The sequence below is a fragment of the Microbacterium sp. F01 genome, from assembly GCF_056156365.1.
The window spans coordinates 263,251-284,758 of record NZ_CM149592.1 but is presented as its reverse complement, the minus strand read 5'-3'; the positions used below and the strand labels follow the sequence as shown (position 1 = coordinate 284,758).

Sequence of the window (21,508 nt, the reverse complement as noted above, 5' to 3'; positions counted from 1 at the left end):
ACGCTATCTTCAGCATTGATCCGGTTGTTTGTTGGTTTTGCCCGCCAGTGACGGAAGGGGATCCGCGATGGAGCGATCGTCGAGTGACCGAGGAGTTGTGCGATGAGCGCCGCGGATTCATCGAACCGAGGCAGCGACGCGCTCCGCGCCCGCGCGAAGGCGGTCCCGGCGCCGGTCTGGATCTCGTGGATCGCACTCGCGCTGATGACGACGAGTTCGGTCGCGAGCCTGCGACCGGCGCCGACGATGGCGGTCTACGGCCTCGCCGCGGTCTTCCTCTACCTCGTCCCTGCGATCGTCTTCCTGTTGCCGACATCGCTCGTCGCGGCAGAACTCGCTTCAGGGTGGAAGGGCGGCGTCTACAAGTGGGTGTCGGAGGGGATCTCCAAGCCCATGGGCTTCCTCGCGATCTGGTGCCAGTTCGCGATGACGATCTTCTACTACCCGACGCTGCTCGGGTTCGTCGCATCCACCCTCGCCTACGTCATCAATCCCGCGCTCGCGTCGAACGGCGTCTGGACGGCGCTCGTGATCATGGTCTGCTACTGGGCCGGCGTGTTCGTCTCGTCTCGGGGAACCAAGGGCGTGGCGGGTCTCGCGAGCTGGGGCCTGATCATCGGCACGCTCATCCCCGGTGCCGTGCTGGTGATCCTCGGCGCGCTCTTCCTCGGGCAGGGCAACCCGTCGGCCGCGCCGATGACCGTGGACAATCTCCTCCCGCAGTGGGCGGGTCTTGCCAGCCTCGTGCTCATCGTCAACAATTTCCTGTCGTACAGCGGCATGGAGATGAACGCCGTGCACGTGTCGTCGCTGAAGAACCCGGGCAAGGAGTATCCGAAGGCGATCTTCCTCGCCATGGGGCTCGTGCTGCTGATCTTCATCCTTCCTGCGCTCGCGATCAGCTGGGTCGTCCCGGCCGAGCAGATCTCGCTGACGGCCGGCATCATGCAGGCGTTCGAGGCCGTGTTCGCCACGTTCGACATCTCATGGTTGACCCCGATCGTCGGGATCATGCTCGTCGCGGCCTCTCTGGGTGGCATGCTCACGTGGCTGGCGGGTCCATCGAAGGGCCTGTTGCTCATCTCGCGGGAAGAGGGCTATCTGCCGCCGTTCCTGCAGAAGCTCAACAAGAACGGCGTGCAGCAGAACCTGCTGGTCACGCAGGGCGTCGTCACCTCGATCATCGCCCTGGGGTACGCCCTCATCCCGAACGTGTCGAGCGCGTACTGGATCTTCTCCGTCATCACGACGCAGGTGTACCTGATCATGTACCTGCTCATGTTCGTCGCGGCGGTGCGGCTGCGCCGGCTGCATCCCGACCACCCGCGCGGGTATCGTGCGCCGATGCTGGTCGCGCTGTGCGGGGTCGGCTTCGCCGCCTCGCTCGCCGCGCTCCTGGTCGGCTTCATCCCGCCATCGCAGTTCGGCGGCGACAGCCCCTGGACCTACCTGCTCATCGTCGGCGGCGGCGCACTCGGGCTCGGGCTGCTCGTGCCGTTCCTCTTCTACCGGTTCCGCAAGCCCTCGTGGAAGCAGCCGGCTGCGACATCCGGAGGTGAATCATGAGCACGGATGCTGAGTCCCAGAGCAAACGCGAACGCTCGGTGATCGCCACCGTCGCCATCGTCGTGCTGGTCGCGCTCGCCGTGCTCGCGACCGTCCTGTTCGTCGGAGCGCGCCAGGAGGCGAAGGACGTCGACAAGGCGCAGCAGTTGCTCGACGCGTTCGCCGACGCGGGCATCGCCGTCACCTTCACGCCGGAGCAGGTCGCTTCGGTGCTCGGTGACGACGGCGGCGCGACCTGCGCCGACCCGAACGCCGCGCTGGCGCGGTCGACGCTGCTCGCGGGCCTCTCGAACGGCGCCGGCGGCCCCGGGCTGCGCCCGACCCTGGTGGAATCGAGGCTGCTGCAGGGCCAGCTCCTGATCATCCAGACGTACTGCCCAGACGAGGCCGAGGAGTTCCAGGAGTTCGTGGACAGCCTCAACACGGTCGACGGCGACGGCTCGTGAGCGACGAGATCCGCGCGCGCATCAGCGCGATGATGCCCGCTGCTCGCGGCGAGCTCGCCGAACTCGTCGCCCTTCGCTCCGTCGCGGACCCGCGTCAGTTCCCCCCGGAGGAGTGCGCCAAGGCCGCCGAGTGGGTGCGCGGGCGGTTCGCTGCGCTCGGTTTCGACGACGCCCGGCTCGTGCGCACACCAGACGGCAGCGACGCCGTCATCGGCAGCCGCCGAGCCACCGATCCCGACGCGCCGACGGTCCTGCTTTACGCCCACTACGACGTGCAGCCTCCCCTCGACGAATCCGCATGGCGGACACCGCCGTTCGTGCTCACCGACGTCGACGGCCGGTGGGCGGGCCGAGGAGCCGCGGACTGCAAGGGCAACATCCTGATGCACCTCCTCGCGTTGCGCGCCCTGCAGAACGAGATCCCCGTCCACCTGAAACTCGTGGTCGAAGGCAGCGAAGAGCAGGGCACGGGCGGGCTGGAACGATACGTCGAGGAGAACCCGGACGTGCTCTCCGCTGACGTGATCCTGGTGTGCGACACGGGGAACGCCGCCGTCGGCCGCCCCGCCGCAACCGTCTCGCTGCGTGGTTTCGCGAACGTCGTCGTCCGGGTCGAGGCGCTCGCGTCGGAGATCCACTCCGGCATGTTCGGCGGCCCTGCGCCGGACGCGCTGGCCGCGCTCGTCGCGGTGCTCGCGTCGCTGCGCGACGACGCCGGCAGCACGACGATCGGCGGGCTCCCCCATGACGGAACCTGGGCAGGCGAACCCTATGACTCCGGGCAGTTCCGTGCCGATGCCGGCGTGCTCGACGGGGTCCGGCTCCTGGGCGACGGAACGGTGGCGGATGAGCTCTGGGCGCGACCGGCGCTGACGGTGCTGGGCATCGACTGTCCGCCGGTCGTCGGCTCATCAGCATCCATCGTTCCGCGCGCCGCGGCGCGCCTGAACCTGCGGGTCCCGCCGGGGGTGGGCGCGCAGGACGCGCACGATGCGCTGGTGACGCACCTTCAGAACCACGCTCCGTGGGGCGTGCGGTTGGTGGTCGAGACCGAGGCAGTGGGCGAACCGTTCCGGGCCGCCACCGATGGCCCCGCGTTCCGGGCGTTCGCCGACGCGATGCACTCGGCGTACGGGGTCGAACTGACGCGGCTCGGGCAGGGCGGATCGATCCCGCTCTGCAACGTGTTCGCCGACACCTACCCGAAGGCCGAGATCATCCTCATGGGCGTCGAAGAGCCGCTCGCTCTCATCCACGCACCCAACGAGAGCGTCGATCCGACCGAGATCGAGAACCTCGCTGTCGCCGAGGCGGTCCTCCTCCGCTCCTTGGCGAAAGGCACCTGACCGCACGCAGCCGGGTCAGCGCGACTCCACGGGAGCGTCATCCATCCAATCCGCGGCAGGGGCGCTGCGGAATCCCCGCGCGGAACCCGAGGCGACCAACCCGAGCAGCACGCCCAGCGCGATCGACACCATGCTGGCGATCGTGGTGATGATCGCGTTGCTCCCCGACGATCCGCCCTCCAGCACACTCGCGACGCCGACGAGTCCGAGCGCACCGGGCACGAGCAGCCAGAACGCCGGCAGGAAGCTCACCAGCGCCGGCGGCCCGGAGCGCTGGCGGGCCACGACCACCGCGACCGGTGTCATCGCCGCGGCGCCCACGAGCGCCGAGAGGACGCCGTCGAAGAACACGTCGCCGACCACCTGGGCGCCGTACGCGACGTACAGCACGACCAGGATCCAGCCGATGGATGAGGGGCGTGCGCACTGGTAGATGCTGATCCCGACGCCGAACACGGCGACGGCCACCCATGGTGCGACGGGACCCAACGGCCAATGCGTCGCGGTGACCGCGGGAACTCCGAGCAGCGCGGCGGCCGCGACGATGCCGGTCGCGAGCAGCAGCAGCCGGATGGCTCCGGCGGCCACGCGAGCCGCCCCCGAAACGATGTGGCCGGTCGCGAGTTCGATCACGCCGATCGTGAGCAGGCCGCCCGGCAGGAGCATGATCAACGGCGCGACGATCGCCGGCAGGACACCCGCGTCGACGAGATGCGCGACCGCGAGCATCACCAGACCCACCCCGAGGGAGGCCGCGACCACGACCAGCGCCTGATACGCCGATTCGAGGCGCTCGGTCGCGAGCAGCAGCGCCCCGACGCCGATGCCGAGCACTCCGGCGACGATGACACCGGGCCAGGAAGAGCCGAGCAGAACGCTGAGCGCGGCGGACAGCAACCCGTACGCTCCGATCCGCTGCCACCTCGTGAAAGGCTGGGGCAGATTCTCCACCCGGGCGAGCTGGTGGCGCACCCAGCCTGCCCCGGCGCGGGTGCGCGCGACGCCGGCGATGCGATCCACGGCGTCGACCTGGTAAAGCAGCGCGATGCTGTCGCCGGCGGTGACAGCCCGCGTCTGGACGGCACCTTCATCTCGCGATGAGACGAGGATCGATGTCGGGAACACGACGGCTTCCGCAGACGTCAGCCCGTTCACCTTCGCCATATCGTCCAGCGCGCTGCGAACCTGACCCACGGGGTAGCCGCTGTCGATCATCGCGGTGCCCAGGGACGCCATCGCGTCCAGCACGGCGGGTGCCGTCTCGTTGCCGGCCGCGCCCGCGCCCGAGGCGATGGCACGTCGCGGCGGCTCTCGGCGTGCGAGGAGCCAGAGCAGAACGCCGGCCGCGATGAGCACGCCGAGTGCCAGCAGCACCGTCGGCAGCGTGGTCGTCGACTCCGTGACGGCAGGGGGGATGGCGGGAATCGGCGTCGCCGTGGGCTCCGGGGTCGCCGTCGGCTGCGGTGTCTCGGTCGTGGTGGGCGTGGGGGTCGCATCGGGAGAGGCCGTCGGCTCGGGCGTGGGTGTGACGGTCGACGTCGGCGACGGTGACGTCGTCGGAGTCGGGGTCGGCGTCGGGTCGAGGGACGGCGACGGCGACGGTGACTCCTCCGGCACCGCGGAGACCGCCGACGAGACGTTCGCGAGCCCGCTTGCAGATGCCGGGACGGCCGACGTGAGTGCTGCTGCGCCGAGCAGCAGCAGGACGGCCGCCGTCGCAGCGGCGCGCGGGAGATTCCCACGCCACCGGCGCCTCGGTTTCGTGCGCGTCCCCGCCATCAACCACTCATGTTGGCATCGAGACGCGGTGGGGCGATAGGGCGGGTGGTGGCGCTGCGACGACGACGAGGCCGCGCTGCCCCTGGAGGGGACGGCACGGCCTCGTATGCGGATGCTGCGTCAGAGCGTCGCGGCGAACGGATCGAAGTCCGCGGGTACCGACGGCACCGGAGCGACGGTGGTGCCGATCTCGATGGACTGCCCGGTTTCGACGGACTGCTCGGCGGAGAGCATGACGTCGAGCACGTGAAGGCCGAGCTGGCCGCTCGCGACGTGGGGTCGGCTCTCGGCGATGGCGCGCACCATGTCGAGGAGGCCGAGGCCCCGGCCGACGACGGCGCCCTGCTGGGGAACGTCGATCCACTCCTGCTCGAACTTCGCACCGTCGCGCAGCACACCGAGCGGCTTCACGTAGGCGATACGGCCCTCGAACTGGTTGGGGTCGGGCAGCACGATCGTGCCCTCGGTGCCGTGCACCTCGAAGATGCCGTGGCGCTCGAGTGCGGAGTCGAAGCTCAGCAGGCTCTGCGCCTGCTGGCCCGCCTCGAACACCGTCGTCAGCTGCACCGTCGTCGGCACCTCCACGGTGAAGTTGGTGCCGGCGATGGGGCCGAGGTGAACCGTCCGCTCGTCGCGAGCACGCAGGCCCGCCGCGAAGACGCGGGCCACCGGTCCGAGGAGGCTCACCAGCCCGCTGATGTAATACGGCCCCATGTCCAGCAGCGGACCGGCGCCCGTGCTGAAGAGGAAGGCCGGATCCGGATGCCACAGGTCAGGGCCCTGCGTCTGGAACGCGGTCTGCGCGAACAGCGGCTCGCCGATCACGCCCTCCGCGATTGCGCGCTTGGCGGTCTGGAAGCCCGGTCCGAGGATGGTGTCGGGCGCCGAACCGACGCGCAGCCCGGCAGCATCCGCCGCCTCCAGGATGCGCGAGACGTCGGCGAGGTCCAGGCCGACCGGCTTCTCGGTCCACACATGCTTGCCGGCGCTGATCGCGGCCTCCGAGACCTCGACATGCGCCGCCGGGATGGTGAGGTTCACCACGACCTGCACGTCGGGGTGCTCGAGCACCGCCGCGGCATCGCCGTGCACCGGCACGCCGTACTGCTCGGCTTTGCTCTGCGCGCGGTCGGGCAGCAGGTCGCCGACTGCCAGGACCTCGACGTCCGGGAACGACGTCAGGTTCTTGAGATACGTGTCGCTGATGACGCCGGCACCGATGATGCCGACACCGACGCGCGTCATCGGACGAAACCGCCGTCCTGCAGGAACGCGTACGAGGCCGCGATGTCGGCGAAGACGTCGCCCGGCGGGTTGTCGTACTCGATGACGGCGTACTTGACCGCCGTGGCGGCGTTCAGCGCGTCCGAGAGCGCGACGACGCCCTCCCCGGGGTGGGTCTGCTCCAGGCTCTTCGAGGTGAAGGCCGGCGCGTCGGGCGCGAACGGGTTGCTGGCGGGAACTCGTCCGTCCTTGATGTGGAGCGCCACCAGGCGGTCGCCGATCGCACGCGTCAGCGCCGTGACGTCCTGTCCGCCCACGGCGGCCCAGTACAGGTCGAGCTCGATGGCGACGCGGTCGTCGGTCAGCTCCAGGAAGCGCTCGAACGCGGTCTGGCCGTCGAACGATGCCAGGAACTCCTGCGCGTGGTTGTGATAGCCGACCGTGAGACCGAACCCGGCCGCGATGTCGACGAGGTCGTTCAGACGGCGGGCGGTGTCGGCGACACCCTCCTCGGTCAGCCAGCGGTCGGTCGGCACCATCGGGTCGATGACCGTGGTCGCACCGATCGTCGCCGCGGCCTCGAACACGACCTCGGGAGCAGGGGTGGGGATCGAGCCGTCGGGAGTCCACAGCTCGTCCGACAGCAGCGGGGCGTGACCGGTCGGAGAGGCGAGGCCCGCCGCGTCCAGTGCCGCGCGGATCTCCTGCGGGCGGCGGACGAAGTCGAAGGCCTCGACGTTCTTCAGCCCGATCGCGGCGAGCTTGTCCATCGAGCCGGACATGTCGGCGGAGAAGGCGGCGGCCAGGGTGTAGAGCTGCACCGAGCTCTCGGGTCGAGTCACTTCGGACACCTTTCGTACATCTTCGTGCGGATCGACTGCATCGTGTCAGGGCAGAGTAGCACAAAACCTCCATGTGGAGGTTTTCCCGTCGCGCGGCCCGAGGATGACCGAATGGCCGACGAAAACGGGACCGATCCTGCGCGCAGTCCCGGTTCTCGCGGCGCATGCGGCTGCTCGCGCCGTCCTGACCCGTATCAGTCGTGCCATGCCGGAGGGATACTGTTGCGCCATGCCATCGGTCACGGACTGGATCTCGAGCATCAGCTCACTCGTGGGCGGTCTCACGGGCGTCGGCGCCCTCATCATCGCCATCCTCAGCTACGTGAAGTCGAACAAGGCTCTCAGCGCGGACGCTCGAACCCGCAGCGCCGTGAGCTCCACGCTGGAGGCCATCGAGCTCCTGGGCCGGCAGAGCGGGCTGGTGAAAGCGCCAGACCCTGCAGAGCATTCGCTCAGGGGCGAGAGATACGAGACCAGCACCGACGACGAGCATCTGCCCAGCAAGGTCCCCGACCCTGAATCGCGCACTGCATACCGAGAAGCGCTCAGCACTGCACGACAGAAGCTCAGCGACGCTCGGTCGTGACGAGGAATCGGCTCAGCGGTCGATGCGCACCACGTCGTCTTCGATTTCGGGCGCGGGGTGACACATGGCGGCCCAGGCCGGCGCCTACCGGCGAAGGCCCTGTCGAACGTCGGTCGTCGCGGGAGCGGTGGGGAGGGTGGGGGTCCGCGGCCACGTCCAGGCCGACCGCAGGATGAAGGCCACGAGCAGCACCTCGATCCCGATCGAGATGCCGTAGAAGGCTGCCCACTCCCAGGTCGCCCCTGCCGCGTTGAAGATCGAGTACGGGATGAGGAGCGATGCGACGACGAGGTTCGTGGCGCGGTTCACGCGCGCCGGCAGCGTCATGGAGAGCATCACCATCACGGCCGGGATCGACACCGACACGAGGAAGACCGTCAGCAATGCAGCGCTGATGTCGAACCTCCAGACGAGGCCGTTCAGGATGCCGTCGACGACACCGGGCTTGTAGAAGTTGAGGACGTCTACGTAGACGTAGAGGAGCATGAAGCTGGTCCACGCGGCGGCGAGCTTCACCTGCACCGGGATCGGCGGGTTGTCGAGCGAGTTCCGGGTTGTCGTTCGCATGGTCATCGGGTTCTTCTTTCTCGAGGAATGGTCTGACTTTCGTCCGTTCGTACACCGTACGTCGTACGCTGTACTATGATCGTACGCTGTACGATTGTCAAGCCGTTGAGCAAGCGAGGAGACCCGTGTCCGCGAAAGAACAACGTCAGGTCGCCTCTGACGCGGGGCTGAGCAAGCAGCGTGTCGTGGTCGAGGCGATCCGACTCGCCGACCGCGAGGGGGTCGACCGGCTGAGCATGCGCCGGCTGGCCGGCACGCTCGGTGCGGGCGCGATGTCGCTCTACCACTACGTGGCGAGCAAGGAGGAGTTGCTCGACGCCATGATCGACGTCGTGTTCGATGAGATCGAGCTCCCGCCCGAAGGGGCCGACTGGCAGTCGGCGATGCGCCGGAGGGCGGTGTCCGCCCGACAGGTTCTCGCACGCCACCCGTGGGCGAACGGTCTGATGGAGTCTCGGACGTCGCCGGGGCCTGCGAATCTCCGCCACCACGAAGCGGTCACCGCCTGCCTGCGGAGGGCCGGGTTCTCGCCCTTGATGGCGACCCACGCCAACTGGCTGCTCGACAGCTATGTGTACGGTTTCGCGCTCCAGGCAGCCGGCCTGCCGTTCGACACCGCCGATGAGCTCGCGGACATGGCCGAGGACGTCTACCTTCCCCAGCTTCCTCCTGACGAGTTCCCCTACCTCAACGAGTCCGCCGCGGCGCTCGTCGCCGCCGGGTTCGACCCGGCGGAGGAATTCATCTTCGGCCTCGACCTCGTCCTCGCCGCCCTCGAGCCCCTCAGAACCGCATAGCGGCGCGCGACTACGTCAGCACGTCGCGGGTCGTGAACCGCCAGACGGCGAGCGCCCCCGCGACCACGATCCAGACGGCTTGCAGCAGGGCGTTGTCGAGGAACGAGTCCCACGAGATCGGCGAGCGCAGCAGGTCGCCGAAGTCGAGCCAGCGATCCGTGAACAGGTAGGGGTGGAGCGCCGACAGCTGCGGGATCTGACCGACGATCTGCGCCACGACAGCGAGGATCGCGGTGGCTGCCATGGCACCGACCGGCACGGTCGTGAGCGTCGAGAGCAGAACGCCGATCGCCGCGAGCCCCAGCATCGACACCGACACGTAGGCCACGACGGCAAGACACCGGAGCAGTCCCTCGGCGAGGCTCACGGGTGTCCCGCTGAGCAGGGTCAGCGGGCCGGCACCGAAGAGGATCGCGCCGACGATCACGCCCACCGCGACCACGGCGAAGGTCGCGATCACGCAGAACACGGCGGCGGCGACGTACTTGACGGCGAGGAGCGCGATGCGCCCCGATGGCGCGACCAGGAGGTAGCGAAGGGTGCCGAGGCTCGCCTCGCCGGCGATCGTGTCGCCTGCGACGACGCTGACGGTGAGGGGAAGGAAGAGCGGGATCGCGATCGTCAGCGCGGCAAGGCCGACGAAGACGCCGTTGTCGGTGATCTGATCGAGGAACGCCGGGCCGCGGCCGGGACGGGTGCCCCCTGCGATCCGCACCGCGACGCCGAGGAGAACGGGGACGAGGCCGAGCGCTCCGAACATCATCCACGTGCGGAGGCGACGGAACAGCGTCGCCAGTTCGCTTCCGAGAAGACCAGGGATGCCGCTGCCCCGTCCCGCGGCGCCCGAGACCGGCGCCGTCGGCGCAGCGCCGGTCGGGCGAGCCGCGGCATCACGCGACGACATCGAAGCCCTGCCCCGTCAGCTCGACGAATCTGTCCTCGAGGCTCGTCCGCTCGACCGTGATGCCGCGCACCCGCACGTCAGCGCGCACGAGGGCCGCGACGATGTCTTCGGGCTCGGGCCCGCGCGAACCGAGCGTTCCCACGAGCGTGAAGGGCGCAGCATCCGTCGTCTGAATTCCCGCGCTCTCGAGCACCTCTCTCGCCCGCACGACATCGGGGGTCTGCAGCTGCAGGCGGCCCGTGCCGTCACCGCTGCGCAGCTCGTCGAGGGTGCCCGATGCGACGAGCCGCCCCGCGCTCATGATCCCGGCATGCGTGCACACCTGCTCGACCTCGGTGAGCAGGTGGCTCGAGACGAAGACCGTCGCCCCCTCGCCGGCCAGCGAGCGGATGAGTCCGCGCACCTCGCGGGTCCCCTGCGGATCCAGCCCGTTCGTCGGTTCGTCCAGCACGAGCAGCTCGCGGGGCGTGAGCAGTGCGTTGGCGATGCCGAGGCGCTGCTTCATACCGAGCGAATACGCGTGCACCTTCTTGTCGGCCGCCGTGGTCAGTCCGACGCGCTCGAGCGCCTCGTCGACACGTCGGCGGCGGGTGACGGATGCTGCGTGCCGGCCCGCCGCGTCGAAGCGGTGCAGATTCTGCCTCCCGGTGAGGAAGGGTGCGAAGGCCGGGCCTTCGACGAGTGCGCCCACCCGGGGAAGCACGCTCTGGAGCGCTTCGGGGACGGGCCGCCCCAGGACGCGGGCCTCGCCCGCCGTCGGGCGGACGAGGCCGAGGAGCATGCGGATCGTCGTGGTCTTGCCCGACCCGTTCGGACCGAGGAACCCGAAGACCGACCCGTGCGGCACGTCCAGCGCGACGGCATCAACGGCCGTCTGTGCGCCGAACCGCTTGGTCAGACCGGAGGTCTGGATCGCGAGGCCGGTCACTGCGGGCTCAGTCGCCGGCCGCGACCTGTGCGAGGTGATCGGCGCTGACAGCGCCCGCGAACACGCGTCCGTCGTCGGTGAAGTACACCGTCACGAGCGCCGTCTCGAGCACGCGTCCACCCGCAACCGGCCGCGTCAGGCTTTCGAGGGTCGCCGCATCCGGGCCTCCCGCCGCCGCCGTGCTCGTGCCGGCCTGCGGCAGCTCGACGACCGCGGTCCACCCTTCGCCATGCACGATCGGCTGGACCGCGGCATCCGTCTTCCCGTCCTGCGTGGCTCCGGAATCGGTGTGCAGCGACGAGAGTGTCTTCTCCTCGACGGCGTACCCCGGCGCGGGCGTGTACGTGAGCGTCGCGGGGTCGGGCGCCGCGAACGACACGTCTGTGAAGGCGATGTCGAACGCGGGCTCCTCATCACCGCGGGCGGTGACGGATGCTGCGAGCGCAGCGCCCGTCTCACCGTCGATCGCGAAACGCACCTCGCCGACGAGGCTGGCGGCGTCCGTCGGCACGAGCACGAGCTCGTACACGTCGCGTCCTGCCACGCGCCCGTCGTTTCCCACCGAGATCTCGGTCGAGTCGCCGAGCTTCGCGAGAGCGTCATCGAGCATCTGCTGCGGGTTCTCCACCGTCGCGTCAGGCCGCGCGGGAGAGCCCTTGTCGCCGCCCGCCGTGTAGTGCGTCGCGGTCTTGGTCTCGGAGTCGACGAACCAGCCCTCCCCGGCGGCCCGGTCGACATACACGTCGCGCTCGGCAAGGCGATCGAGCACCTGCAGGCGCGACCTGTCGCCATCGAGGTAGACCTTGGCCGTGTGCGAACCGGTCAGCAGGTCGACGGCATCGGAGGCGCCGGCGCTCGAGTCCGGGTTGCCCGACGAGTCCATGAGGCTCGAGAGGTCGGGCAGGCCGAGATCCGACGCCTGTTCGATCGTCCCCGTCATCGCGGTGACATCGCTCGCGGCGGCGAACTCCACGAGTGCGGCGGGGGTCTTGTCGGGAAGATCCACCTGGGCATCGGCGGCGGTCGGGATGACCACGGCCGCGGCGACGGCCGCAACCAGGATGGACGCGCCGGCGATCGGGAGCCAGCGAGCGGGTGACCGGCGCGGATGACGCCTATCCATGCGCAAATGCTACGCCTGGGCGCCGACGCACGGGCTGGGAGATGGATAGGAGAATGCGGCCGCGACGCTTCTACGGAATGGCTCAGTCGCGCGACGTTGCGTTCACGCTGCCGGAGCGTTCCTGCCCGCTCAGGCGTGCGATGGCTGCCATCATGCGCTCGGTGATCTCGCGACGAGCCTTGCCGTCCGGCACCCCGTCGAGGTCGGTGAGGTCGAGCGGCTCGCCGAAGTGCACCTCGAGTCGCGGCCTCCCCGGCAGCAGATGGCTCAGCGGTTTGACGGTGCCGGTGCCGATCAGCCCGACGGGCACGACCGCGGCGCCCGTGTCGCGGGCCATCCACGCCGCACCTCCGTGACCCTCGTGCAGCTTGCCGTCGCGTGACCGGGTTCCCTCGGGGAACACCGCGAAGACGCTCCCGGCCCGCAGAATGCTGCTGCCCGCGTCGAGCGCGGCGCGTGCATCGCGACCGGTCGCACGGTACACCGGGACACCGCCGATCGAGGTGAAGAACCAGCGCTTGACGCGGCCGAGCACGCCGGAGCCGGTGAAGTACGACGACTTGATGAGGAACTGCACAGGGCGGGTCGCGGAGGTCGGGATGATGACGGTATCGAGCGACGCAAGGTGGTTGCTCGCCAGCAGCACCGGCCCGCGCTCAGGCACGTTCGCTCGACCGACGATGCGCGGGCGGTACATCAGCCAGAACAACGGCCGCAGGACCACCCGCCCCAGGAAGTAGATGGCACCCGGCCGCGGTGCAGGGGCAGGGCTCGGCCGAGCAGGCGCTGTCACCCCGCAACCCTATCCGTCGTGGCCGGGTCGATCCTCGTGCGCGCCTGCCTCACGGGCCTTGGCGGTGTCCACGTCCGCTCCGCCCTTGTCGTTCGCCTCTCCCTCGGCGTAGCCTCCGCTCGCTACGATCAGCGGGTGGGATTCGAAGGACTGGATCGCGACGCCGTTGCGTTCTACGCCGAGCTTCGCGCCGACAACACGAAGACGTGGTGGACGGCCAACAAAGCGCGCTACGACGCGGCCGTTCGCGGGCCCTTCGAGGCGCTCGGTGCGGAGCTCGAGCCCGAGTTCGGGGCGGTGAAGATCTTCCGCCCGTATCGCGACGTCCGCTTCAGCGCCGACAAGACGCCCTACAAGCTGCACATCGGCATGGTCTCGCAGGCGCGAGTGGCGCATTATGTGCAGCTGAGCGAGGACGGCCTGATGCTGGGTGGCGGCATGTATGACGTGCCGCCGGCGGTGCTGGCCCGCTTCCGCGAAGCCGTCGACGATCCGCGCACCGCCGAGGATCTCGACGCGCTGCTCGCGGAGCTGCGCAGCGCAGGCTTCGAGCTCTTCCGCGACGACGCCCTCAAGACCGCACCTCGCGGCTACCGCCCCGACCACCCGCGCCTCCCGCTGCTGCAGCTCAAACGACTCGCGGTCGGCCGGCGGGAGCCTCCCGCCGACTGGATGTGGACGCCCGACGCGTACGACATCATCGCCGACGACTGGCGCACCGTCTCGACCTGGTGCGCCTGGCTGACCGAGACGCTCGGAGCCGAGCTGCTCGAGGCCGCGCAGTCCTCGAGGCGGGGCCGCAGCGACCGGACGTGACGCCATCGGGCGGACACTCCTGTGTGACGGCCGTCGCCCTGTCGAGTCGGCTCTGGCGTTCCCGGGCGACGTCTGCGACGGTGGGATGGTCCGGCGCGATGGAAGCACCCCAGCGAGGAGCCATGACCGAGTCCCGCAACCCCCACGTCGAGACCGGCTTCGCGTCGGTCAACGGACTTCGGATGTACTACGAGGTGCATGGCGCAAACGCCACGCCGATCCTGCTCCTGCATGGCGGGCTGTTCGACATCGAGCAGCAGTTCGGGGCGCTGCTCCCGCTCCTCTCCGCCCACCACCGGGTCGTTGCCGCCGACTTCCAGGGTCACGGCAGGACCAACGACATCGACCGTCCGCTGTCGACGAAGGCGCTCGCCTCGGACGTCATCGGACTGCTGGAGCATCTGGGCATCGAGCGGGTCGACGTGTTCGGCTTCAGCATCGGCGGAGCTGTCGCGCTGGAGCTCGCGGTGCGCCGCCCCGAGCTCATTCGCAAGCTCATCGTGTCGTCGGTGTCGTTCTCACCTGACGGCAATCGCGGCGGCAACGACGAAGCGGTCGCCGAGATGAAGGTCGAGATGATTGCGGGGACGCCGATGGAGCAGGCGTATCTCTCGAAGTCGCCTCATCCCGATCACGAGCACCTGCAGGCTCTTCTCGACAAGATCGCGCGATTCGACCAGGGATCGTCGGGATGGACGGACGACGAGATCCGCGGCATCGCCGCGCCCACGCTGATCACCGTGGGCGATGCGGACATGGTCAAGCTCGACCATGCCGTGCGATTCCTCCGCCTGCGCGGTGGCGACGTCAACGGGGATCTCGAGGGTATGCCCACCTCGCAGCTCGCGGTCTTTCCAGGAACGTCGCACTTCTTCGGATTGGCACGGACCGATCTGGTCGCGCGTGTCGTGCTCGGCTTCATCGACAGCGATCGCCCCTCCGGCTACAGCGACCTCTGAGCCCGGGGTTCCTCGCCGCCGAGATCGACGAGGTGTCTGGCTGTCAACCCCGGCATGCGGGGTCGTAAGGGATTCCGCCGATGAACTCCTGCCACTCCCCCTCGGTGAGCGTACGCGCGGCGACCTCGCACGCCCGTTCCGCCCACACCGTTGGGTGGGCACTCACACTGCGGATGTGGCCATCGGGCTGTTCCAGCCGAACCGTGCGCTCGGTGTGGCCGACGAGGTTGGAGACGACTTCGCGGTACTCCCCGGGCCAGTCCGCAAGGCTCCATGTGATCGTCTCGCCGTTGCTCGCGACGGTGACCAGTTCGTCCTCCGCCCGATATCCGATCTCGGCGACATCGCCGCTGTGGCCGCCGAGAACCTCGACGACTTCGGCGGCGTCGACGCTCACCAGTGCGATGCTTCCCGTGGTGTCGGCCACCGCGAGCTGGGAGCCGTTCGGACTGAACTCCGCCGTCACCGCGGCGCGAGGCAGCGCGACCACGACGGGTGCGGTCGCTCCCGAGGGATCGACGATGCGCACCCCCACTCCGTCGGCTCCGATCGCCAGGCGGCGCTCATCGGCACTGACGGCGAGCAGCCCGTTTCCGCGGATCTCGTCCAGCTGCGTACCCGTCGCCGTGTCGAACACGCTGATCGGCCCGTTTCCACTCGCGTAGAGACGGGAACCGTCCTGCGAGAATCTCAGGACGATCCGCTTCACGATGCCGGTCATCGGGTCGTCCCCCCTGAGCTTCAGCGCGAGCGTCCTCGGCTGAGCGTCCTCGGGAGCGCCCGTGCTCCAGAGTTCGATCGTCCCCCGCGAGGCATCCTCCGTCTGGAGCTGAGACGGTATCGCCAGCAGCGAGCCGTCCGGCGAGTAGTCACTGACGAGCGCCACTCCGAACACGTTGTCATCCTTCGGGTCCGAAGGCTCGATGTGCGTGACAGAGGCAGCCCTGGGTGCTCGCGCGAAGACCTCGATGAGGCTGACACGCGCTTCCGGACTGTCGTGCAGGTGGATGGCCTGGACGGCGAGCAGCAAGGCACGATCCAGCCGCGGCTCGTCGATCGCGACCTCGGACACTCGGCGCGCCGTGGTGGCGATGGCGGCCTCGCCTGCGATGTTCGCCTGGATCCCGGCGAACACGCTCGCCGTCACCGCGAGGATCGCCAGTCCGGCGGCTCCTGCCGACACCCAGGCGAGTCGACGAACCATCCGACGCTCGCGGCGGAGCTGAGTCTGCGCAGCCGCCAGTTCCGCCTTTTCACGCTCCCCCGACATCGCCAGGAACTCGCGCTCGAGCGTGGTGAGTGACGGCGAGACGGCATCCTGCCATTGCTGTGCGGTGAGCAGTCGGCTGCCGCGATAGAGCTCGCTGTCGGGTCGCCCCATCGCGTCCCACGCGACGGCTGTGGAAGCCAGGTGGCGCATGATCCGCTGGCCCGCCACATCCCCGGCGAGCCACTCCGTCAGGCGCGGCCACTCGCGTGCCAGCGCTTCGTGCGAGAGCTGCACCGACTCCTCGTCTGTCGTGAGCAGGCGGGCGTCGGCCAATCTGTCGATGATCCTCGCGTGGGCGTCATCGACCGCAACCAGCGCGCGTTCGACGCGACGGCCATTGGCGACGCCGTCGGCGACATCCACGAGACGCAGCAGGATGTCGCGCAGCAGTCTTCGTTGTTCGTCCGGCAGCTCCGCGTAGACCTCTTCCGCCGTCTGCGCGACCGCACCGTCGATCTCACCCGAGGCACGGTAGCCGTCGACGGTCATCACGCGTCCTTCGCGACGGGACCACACCTGGCGCAACGCGTGGGACAGCAGAGGAAGCGATCGGCCGTCGGCGTCGCGGACCAGGACTTCGGTGAGGCCGGGCTCCAGCATGAGCCCCGCCTGCTCTGCGGGCTTCTCGATGATCGCTCGGAGACCGTCTGATCCGAGCATGGTGAGCAGCAGCATCCGTGACCGGATGATCTGCGCGAATCCCGCCTGCTCGGCGAGATCGCCCAGGCGATCGGCGCGGACAGCGATGACGAGCGGCGCACGGAAGACCAGCTGCCCCAGGGTTGCGAAGAATTCGCGCGTCTCGGCGAGGTCGTCGACGGCGAAGGCCTGCTCGCACTGATCGACGATGAGGACGGATGCTGCGCCCTCGAGGTCGGCGGCTCTCGACGCCTGGACCGGATGCTCCCCGGGCGTGATGATGACGACCTCGGCGCCGCCCGCGCGCAGTTGCGCAGCGATCCCGGCCCTGACGAAGGACGACTTGCCGACGCCCGATGCCCCGGCGACGAGGAGCACACCGTGCTGCTCGAGCATCCGCAGGGCCTCAGTCAGCTCCTCCTCACGGCCGAAGTACCGGTCGGCGTCTTCCACGTCGGCCGGCGGAAGGCCGAAGTACGGGCACTCGGCCGACGCCGCCCGGAACACACGGTCGGAGAGGAGGGCAGGATCTTGGCGCAGCAGAGCGTGCTCCAGCTCGGCCAGCTCGACGCAGGGATCCAGCCCCAGTTCCGCGGCGAGCAGCGAACGCGCGTTGTGAACGGTGGCGAGAGCATCCGCCTGCCGACCCTGTCGGTACTGCGCCACGGCCAGCACGACCCAGCGCCTCTCGCGGAGTGGCGCTTCCGCGACGCGCGCGCGTGCCGAGGCGGCCACCTCCTGCACCTCGCCGGCCTGCAGCCGTGCGTCGAGCAGCAGCTCCTCGGCCGACAGCCTCAGCTCTTCCAGGCGACCGGAGGCGATGCGGGCCGGCTGCCAGTCGACCAGCTCGACATAGGCTCCACCCCGCCACAGCGCGAGGGCCTCGGTGAAGGTGTGCGCCGCGCGGTCGGGCTCGCCGAGTTCGAGCTGGTCAGCCCCTCGCTGGACGAGGCGTTCGAAGAGGTCGGCGTCGATCTCGACGTGATCCGGCAACAGTCGATACCCGCGCGGGGTGGTCTCGATCTGCGCCGGCGCGATCAGTCGGCGCAGTCGCATCACGCATCCCTGGATCACCTTCGTCCACGACGCGGGGAGTTCGTCGCCCCACAGCGCGGCGGCCAGCGTTCCGACGGAGAGTGGGATGCCCGGCCGCACCGTGAGCGCACCGAGGACTGCGCGATCCCGCGGAGCCAGCGGGATCCGGCCGTCGTCGAGTGCAAGTGCACCGAGTACGCGCACCTCCATGACGCCACTGTGAGCCTGCCTGTGACCCGCGTCAAGAGCGCCGGAACCGCGCCGATACCGGCCGCCGAGCGCCGGTACCGCACCGATACCGCGTCGCGCGTGAATAGACATGCTGAGACTGGAGGACGCACCATGGACGAGTCACCAGCGGCGCCGGCGGAGACCACGGCGCGAGATTCAGGCAAGCGCCGGGCGCGCGGCATCCTGCCCTGGGCTATCGCCGCCGTCGGGGCGCTGATCGCGGTGATCGCGATCATCATGCTCGTCGTCAACGGGGCGAGCGAGCCGCGGCCGGTGGCGCAGCTGGGGCAGGCCGATTCGGTCGAGGGGTCGTTCGCCATCGAGGAGGATGTGGAGTTCTTCGGCCTGACTGCGGCCGACTTCGTCTCGCACGGATCGTACGGGCCGCTGGAAGTCTGGACCGCGACGGCGACGGAGCCGCAGGACATGCGGTGCCTCGCGCTGGTTGCGGAGAACCATGTCTCGATGTTCGGGTGCTCGGCGCCGACGATCGACACGATCGTCGACTTCCCCAGCATCGATCCGAGGGCGGTCCCCCCAGCGCCGTCCGGCGAGCCCACCTCGTATCTCCGGTTCGTCCTCCACGACGATGTGGTCGACGTGTACCTTGCGCCCAACCCTGAGGGCGGCTTCTACTGAACCGACGCGGTCGCGGGTTCTCAGCCCGATGGATGGGTCAATTGGTGAGGAACAGCACGCTGATCAGCAGCGCGATGATGAAGGTGCTGAACGCGAAGGCGATGTAAGTCTGGCCGGTGACGATGGAGCGGGCACGCGTGGTGAGGACGCTGACGTCCGCCGAGGAGAAGGTCGTCGCGACCTGGGCGGCGAGGTAGTAGTAGTCCGCGAAGACCGGCCCGTCGCCCTTCTCGCCGGGCAGGTCGAAGGACTCCTCCTGCGTGTTCACGCGTGCGTAGTGCACAGCGTAGGCAGTGACGGTCACCAGCCACGCGGTGATGACCACGCCGAAGCCGAGCGCGTTGGCGAGCACGCTGTCGAGCAACCCCGGCAGCACGACGACGAGGATGACGGCGACGACGGCGAGCACAGCCCACTGCGCAGCGCTCGTCGGGATGGCGAGGCTGCGGCTGCGCATGTTGGTCGCGGCCAGCCACGTGCGCAGCGTTCGGGCGTCCACCCGGCCGAAGGTGGAGTGAGTGAGGACCATGAATGCCAGGGAGTACCCGATCCAGAAGACGAACACCGTGAGGGTCACGGTGTCGACCGAGAACGGCACGCTCCACACCACGCTGAAAGCCAGAACTGCGATCGCCGCGACAAGGGCGGCGACTCCCAGCGCGACGAGGTTGCGGTGCCCCTCCCCTGCCAGGTACGGCGTAGACCGGGAATCCCGTTCCATGGCGTGATCGTATCGAGCGGTCCCGGTGCGGGCCAGCGTGCGACCGTGCGCTGCGGCACCGCGATCGGCTGCTCGGGTCAGCTGCCACCCCGTCCAGCAGCAGTCGGGGCGCTCCTCAGTCGGTGATGCCCGGATGTGGTTCCTTCGCGGGTTCCTTTCCGCTCCTCCCTGGTCCCCTTAAGACCGAAGCAGCAAAGCTCAGGCGTCGCGCGAGCGCCAGAGCAGCCAGACGAAGTACGGGGCGCCGATCAGCGCGACCACGAGGCCCGCCGGGAGCTGTGCCGGCGCGATCACCGTCCGGCCGAGAGTGTCCGCCGCACCCACGAGCACCGCACCCAGCAGCACGGCCACCGGGATCACGCGGCTGTGACGCGCGCCCACGAGGGCCCGCGCGGCGTGCGGCGCGACGAGTCCGACGAAGCCGATCACTCCCACCGCGACGACGCTCAGGGCCGCGAGCACGGCCGCCGCGACGAGCAGCAGCAGGCGGGTCCGTTCCAGCCGGATGCCGACGAGCCGCGGGGTGTCCTCGTCCATCGCGAGGATGTCGAGGTCGCGCCGATGCGCGAACACGAACGGGAGCGCGATGACGAGCACGATCGCGAGCGGGATCACCTGCTCCCAGATGCGGCCGTACGTCGTGCCCGACAGCCACGTGTAGATCTTCGGCGTGTCCCACGGGTTCGCGCGCAGCAGCACGAAGGTCGTCAGTGCGACGGCGCCGTACGAGACGCCGATGCCGATGAGGATGAAGCGGTCGGCGCTGAGGCCACCGCGCCAGGCCAGTCCGTACACGAGCGCGAAGGCGAGGAGCCCGCCGATCACGGCGGCGATCAGCATCCCGAAGGTGGTCGCCGTGGCACTCGTCACGACCAGCACGGCGCCGAGTCCCGCTCCGCCGGTGATGCCGAGAAGGCTCGGGTCGGCCAGCGGGTTGCGGCTCACCGCCTGCGTGACGCTTCCCGCCAGGCCGAGCGCCGCTCCCGCGACCACAGCGGCGATCACCCGAGGTGCGCGCTCGTCGAGGGCGAAGGCCATACGTGGGGGCGCAGCATCCTGGAGCCACAGCAGGATGTCTCCCGTCAGGAGGCGTGTGCTGCCGAGCAGCATCCCGATGAGCACGACCGCGGCGAGCGCGATCGCGGCGACGATCACCACGATCACGAACCTGCGGCTGCTGCGCACGCCGATGCGGATGGTGGGCGGGCGTCGGGTGGGGCCGGAGTCGCGCAGGCGGCGGGCCATCACCACCAGGACGATCGCGCCGAACACCGTCGTGGCCACGCCCGTCGGCACGGCGATGGCGCCCTCGGGGCCGATGAGGGCGCGCAGCAGCGCGTCGGCGAGGATCACGACGATCGCGCCGATCAGGCCCGAGAGCGGGATCAGCAGGAGGTGCCGGCCGAGCGCCGGCACCACGCGGGCCAGCAGCCGGGCGAGCACGGGTGCGCACAGGCCGACGAAGCCGATGGGTCCGGCGAGCGTCACGGCTGTCGCAGTGAGGAGGACGGAGAGGAGGATGCCGCTGATCCGCGTCGACCGGATCGGCACGCCGAGCGACGAGGCGGTGTCGTCGCCGAGGGCGAGCACGTCCAGGCGGCGCGACATCACGAGGGCGAGCACGACCGCGACGAGGACCACGGGCGCCGCGCGCAGGAAGCTCTCGAGCCCGAGCTGCGACAGGCTGCCGCTGCCCCACGCGAGCAGACCCTTCGTCTCCTCCGAGAACAGCACGAGCAGCGCCGAGGTGCCGGCCTGGAAGGCGAGAGCGAGGGCCGAGCCGGCGAGCACGAGACGTGTGGTCGAGGTCCCCGCTCCCCCGGCCAGGCCCAGCACCAGCGCGGCGGCGGCGAGGCCACCGGCGAAGGCCACGAAGCCCGAGGCCCAGATCGGCACCGCGAGCCCGAAGGCCGCGACCGCGGTGACCGCGAGGTACGAGCCGGCGGTGACGCCGAGCGTGTCGGGTGAGGCCAGCGCGTTGCGCGACAGGGACTGCATGAGGAGCCCCGCCACCCCGAGCGCGATGCCCACCGCGACGCCGGCCGCGAGCCGCGGGACGCGGGATCCCCACAGCACGTCGGCGTCGGCGAAGACGGCCCCGCTCGTCCCCTGCGTCAGATGCCAGCCCGCGGCCAGCACCAGCACGACGAGGAGTGCGAGCAGGACGCCGATGGCGGCGCCGGTCGTTGAGCGAGCGCCGCGGACCGGACCCGCGCCCTGCGCAGGCGCCGGGCGCGCAGCATCCGTCGCGCCCTCCGCGTCACTCGACGAGCGAGTGGCCCGCTCGCTCAACGACC

20 protein-coding genes are annotated in these 21,508 nt (G+C 69.7%); 9 read left to right on the top strand and 11 right to left on the bottom strand.

The window, feature by feature from the left end:
• Positions 1 to 102: 102 nt before the first annotated feature.
• From gadC to ACVN90_RS01305, 3 genes are read left to right on the top strand one after another with little or no spacing between them, the layout of a single operon-like run.
• A complete protein-coding gene (gene gadC, locus ACVN90_RS01315) occupies positions 103 to 1,566 on the top strand; it encodes a glutamate/gamma-aminobutyrate antiporter GadC (protein WP_475100363.1) in 1,464 nt (487 codons plus the stop codon).
• Positions 1,563 to 2,012, top strand: a complete 450-nt coding sequence (locus ACVN90_RS01310; RefSeq protein WP_475100361.1) for a hypothetical protein — start codon at positions 1,563 to 1,565, stop codon at positions 2,010 to 2,012. The genes gadC and ACVN90_RS01310 overlap by 4 nt, the downstream gene beginning before the upstream one ends.
• The gene (locus ACVN90_RS01305; RefSeq protein WP_475100360.1) at positions 2,009 to 3,358 is read left to right on the top strand and encodes a M20/M25/M40 family metallo-hydrolase; all 1,350 of its coding nucleotides are present in this window, start codon (positions 2,009 to 2,011) and stop codon (positions 3,356 to 3,358) included. The genes ACVN90_RS01310 and ACVN90_RS01305 overlap by 4 nt, the downstream gene beginning before the upstream one ends.
• 15 nt (positions 3,359 to 3,373) lie before the next feature.
• Here ACVN90_RS01305 and ACVN90_RS01300 read toward each other — a convergent pair whose 3' ends face one another.
• Positions 3,374 to 4,732, bottom strand: a complete 1,359-nt coding sequence (locus ACVN90_RS01300) for a threonine/serine exporter family protein (RefSeq protein WP_475100359.1) — start codon at positions 4,730 to 4,732, stop codon at positions 3,374 to 3,376.
• On the opposite strand from ACVN90_RS01300, the gene ACVN90_RS01295 reads away from it, so the two are divergent.
• Positions 4,707 to 5,177 carry a hypothetical protein gene (locus ACVN90_RS01295; RefSeq protein ID WP_475100358.1) on the top strand — a complete coding sequence of 157 codons (471 nt, stop codon included), beginning with the start codon at positions 4,707 to 4,709 and terminating at the stop codon, positions 5,175 to 5,177. The genes ACVN90_RS01300 and ACVN90_RS01295 overlap by 26 nt on opposite strands.
• An 80-nt stretch (positions 5,178 to 5,257) precedes the next feature.
• Here ACVN90_RS01295 and ACVN90_RS01290 read toward each other — a convergent pair whose 3' ends face one another.
• A complete protein-coding gene (locus ACVN90_RS01290; protein WP_475100357.1) occupies positions 5,258 to 6,382 on the bottom strand; it encodes a Gfo/Idh/MocA family protein in 1,125 nt (374 codons plus the stop codon).
• Complete coding sequence (locus ACVN90_RS01285; protein ID WP_475100356.1) at positions 6,379 to 7,203, bottom strand: sugar phosphate isomerase/epimerase family protein; 825 nt, start codon at positions 7,201 to 7,203, stop codon at positions 6,379 to 6,381. Before ACVN90_RS01285 ends, ACVN90_RS01290 begins: the two co-directional genes overlap by 4 nt.
• 229 nt (positions 7,204 to 7,432) lie before the next feature.
• Between ACVN90_RS01285 and ACVN90_RS01280 the strand changes: the two genes are divergently transcribed.
• A complete protein-coding gene (locus ACVN90_RS01280; protein ID WP_475100355.1) occupies positions 7,433 to 7,789 on the top strand; it encodes a hypothetical protein in 357 nt (118 codons plus the stop codon).
• Positions 7,790 to 7,873: 84 nt separating this feature from the next.
• Here the strand turns inward: ACVN90_RS01280 and ACVN90_RS01275 are convergent, their stop codons facing one another.
• A complete protein-coding gene (locus tag ACVN90_RS01275; protein WP_475100354.1) occupies positions 7,874 to 8,362 on the bottom strand; it encodes a DUF6326 family protein in 489 nt (162 codons plus the stop codon).
• Between the two features lie 119 nt (positions 8,363 to 8,481).
• Between ACVN90_RS01275 and ACVN90_RS01270 the strand changes: the two genes are divergently transcribed.
• Positions 8,482 to 9,153 carry a TetR/AcrR family transcriptional regulator gene (locus ACVN90_RS01270; protein ID WP_475100353.1) on the top strand — a complete coding sequence of 224 codons (672 nt, stop codon included), beginning with the start codon at positions 8,482 to 8,484 and terminating at the stop codon, positions 9,151 to 9,153.
• Positions 9,154 to 9,163: 10 nt separating this feature from the next.
• On the opposite strand, the gene ACVN90_RS01265 is transcribed toward ACVN90_RS01270, so the two are convergent.
• The 4 genes from ACVN90_RS01265 to ACVN90_RS01250 all read right to left on the bottom strand — a co-directional run bounded on the left by ACVN90_RS01265 (position 9,164) and on the right by ACVN90_RS01250 (position 12,901).
• Positions 9,164 to 10,057: an ABC transporter permease gene (locus ACVN90_RS01265; RefSeq protein WP_475100352.1), complete on the bottom strand. Its 894-nt coding sequence runs from the start codon at positions 10,055 to 10,057 to the stop codon at positions 9,164 to 9,166.
• Positions 10,044 to 10,985, bottom strand: coding sequence for an ABC transporter ATP-binding protein (locus tag ACVN90_RS01260; RefSeq protein WP_475100350.1), 942 nt, complete (start codon positions 10,983 to 10,985; stop codon positions 10,044 to 10,046). Before ACVN90_RS01260 ends, ACVN90_RS01265 begins: the two co-directional genes overlap by 14 nt.
• Positions 10,986 to 10,992: 7 nt before the next feature.
• Positions 10,993 to 12,108: a LolA family protein gene (locus tag ACVN90_RS01255; protein WP_475100348.1), complete on the bottom strand. Its 1,116-nt coding sequence runs from the start codon at positions 12,106 to 12,108 to the stop codon at positions 10,993 to 10,995.
• A gap of 82 nt (positions 12,109 to 12,190) precedes the next feature.
• Complete coding sequence (locus ACVN90_RS01250) at positions 12,191 to 12,901, bottom strand: lysophospholipid acyltransferase family protein (RefSeq protein WP_475100347.1); 711 nt, start codon at positions 12,899 to 12,901, stop codon at positions 12,191 to 12,193.
• Positions 12,902 to 13,036: 135 nt separating this feature from the next.
• On the opposite strand from ACVN90_RS01250, the gene ACVN90_RS01245 reads away from it, so the two are divergent.
• Positions 13,037 to 13,717, top strand: a complete 681-nt coding sequence (locus tag ACVN90_RS01245; protein WP_475100346.1) for a DUF2461 domain-containing protein — start codon at positions 13,037 to 13,039, stop codon at positions 13,715 to 13,717.
• A 122-nt stretch (positions 13,718 to 13,839) separates the two neighbouring features.
• The gene (locus tag ACVN90_RS01240; RefSeq protein WP_475100345.1) at positions 13,840 to 14,676 is read left to right on the top strand and encodes an alpha/beta fold hydrolase; all 837 of its coding nucleotides are present in this window, start codon (positions 13,840 to 13,842) and stop codon (positions 14,674 to 14,676) included.
• A 43-nt stretch (positions 14,677 to 14,719) separates the two neighbouring features.
• Here ACVN90_RS01240 and ACVN90_RS01235 read toward each other — a convergent pair whose 3' ends face one another.
• Entirely contained in the window at positions 14,720 to 17,830 is a 3,111-nt protein-coding gene (locus ACVN90_RS01235) for an nSTAND1 domain-containing NTPase (protein WP_475100344.1), read from the bottom strand.
• A 21-nt stretch (positions 17,831 to 17,851) separates the two neighbouring features.
• Between ACVN90_RS01235 and ACVN90_RS01230 the strand changes: the two genes are divergently transcribed.
• A complete protein-coding gene (locus ACVN90_RS01230; protein ID WP_475100343.1) occupies positions 17,852 to 18,490 on the top strand; it encodes a hypothetical protein in 639 nt (212 codons plus the stop codon).
• A 37-nt stretch (positions 18,491 to 18,527) separates the two neighbouring features.
• Here ACVN90_RS01230 and ACVN90_RS01225 read toward each other — a convergent pair whose 3' ends face one another.
• Entirely contained in the window at positions 18,528 to 19,211 is a 684-nt protein-coding gene (locus tag ACVN90_RS01225) for a DUF1345 domain-containing protein (protein ID WP_475100342.1), read from the bottom strand.
• 198 nt (positions 19,212 to 19,409) lie between these two features.
• A complete protein-coding gene (locus tag ACVN90_RS01220; protein ID WP_475100340.1) occupies positions 19,410 to 21,503 on the bottom strand; it encodes an iron ABC transporter permease in 2,094 nt (697 codons plus the stop codon).
• Positions 21,504 to 21,508: the final 5 nt, after the last annotated feature.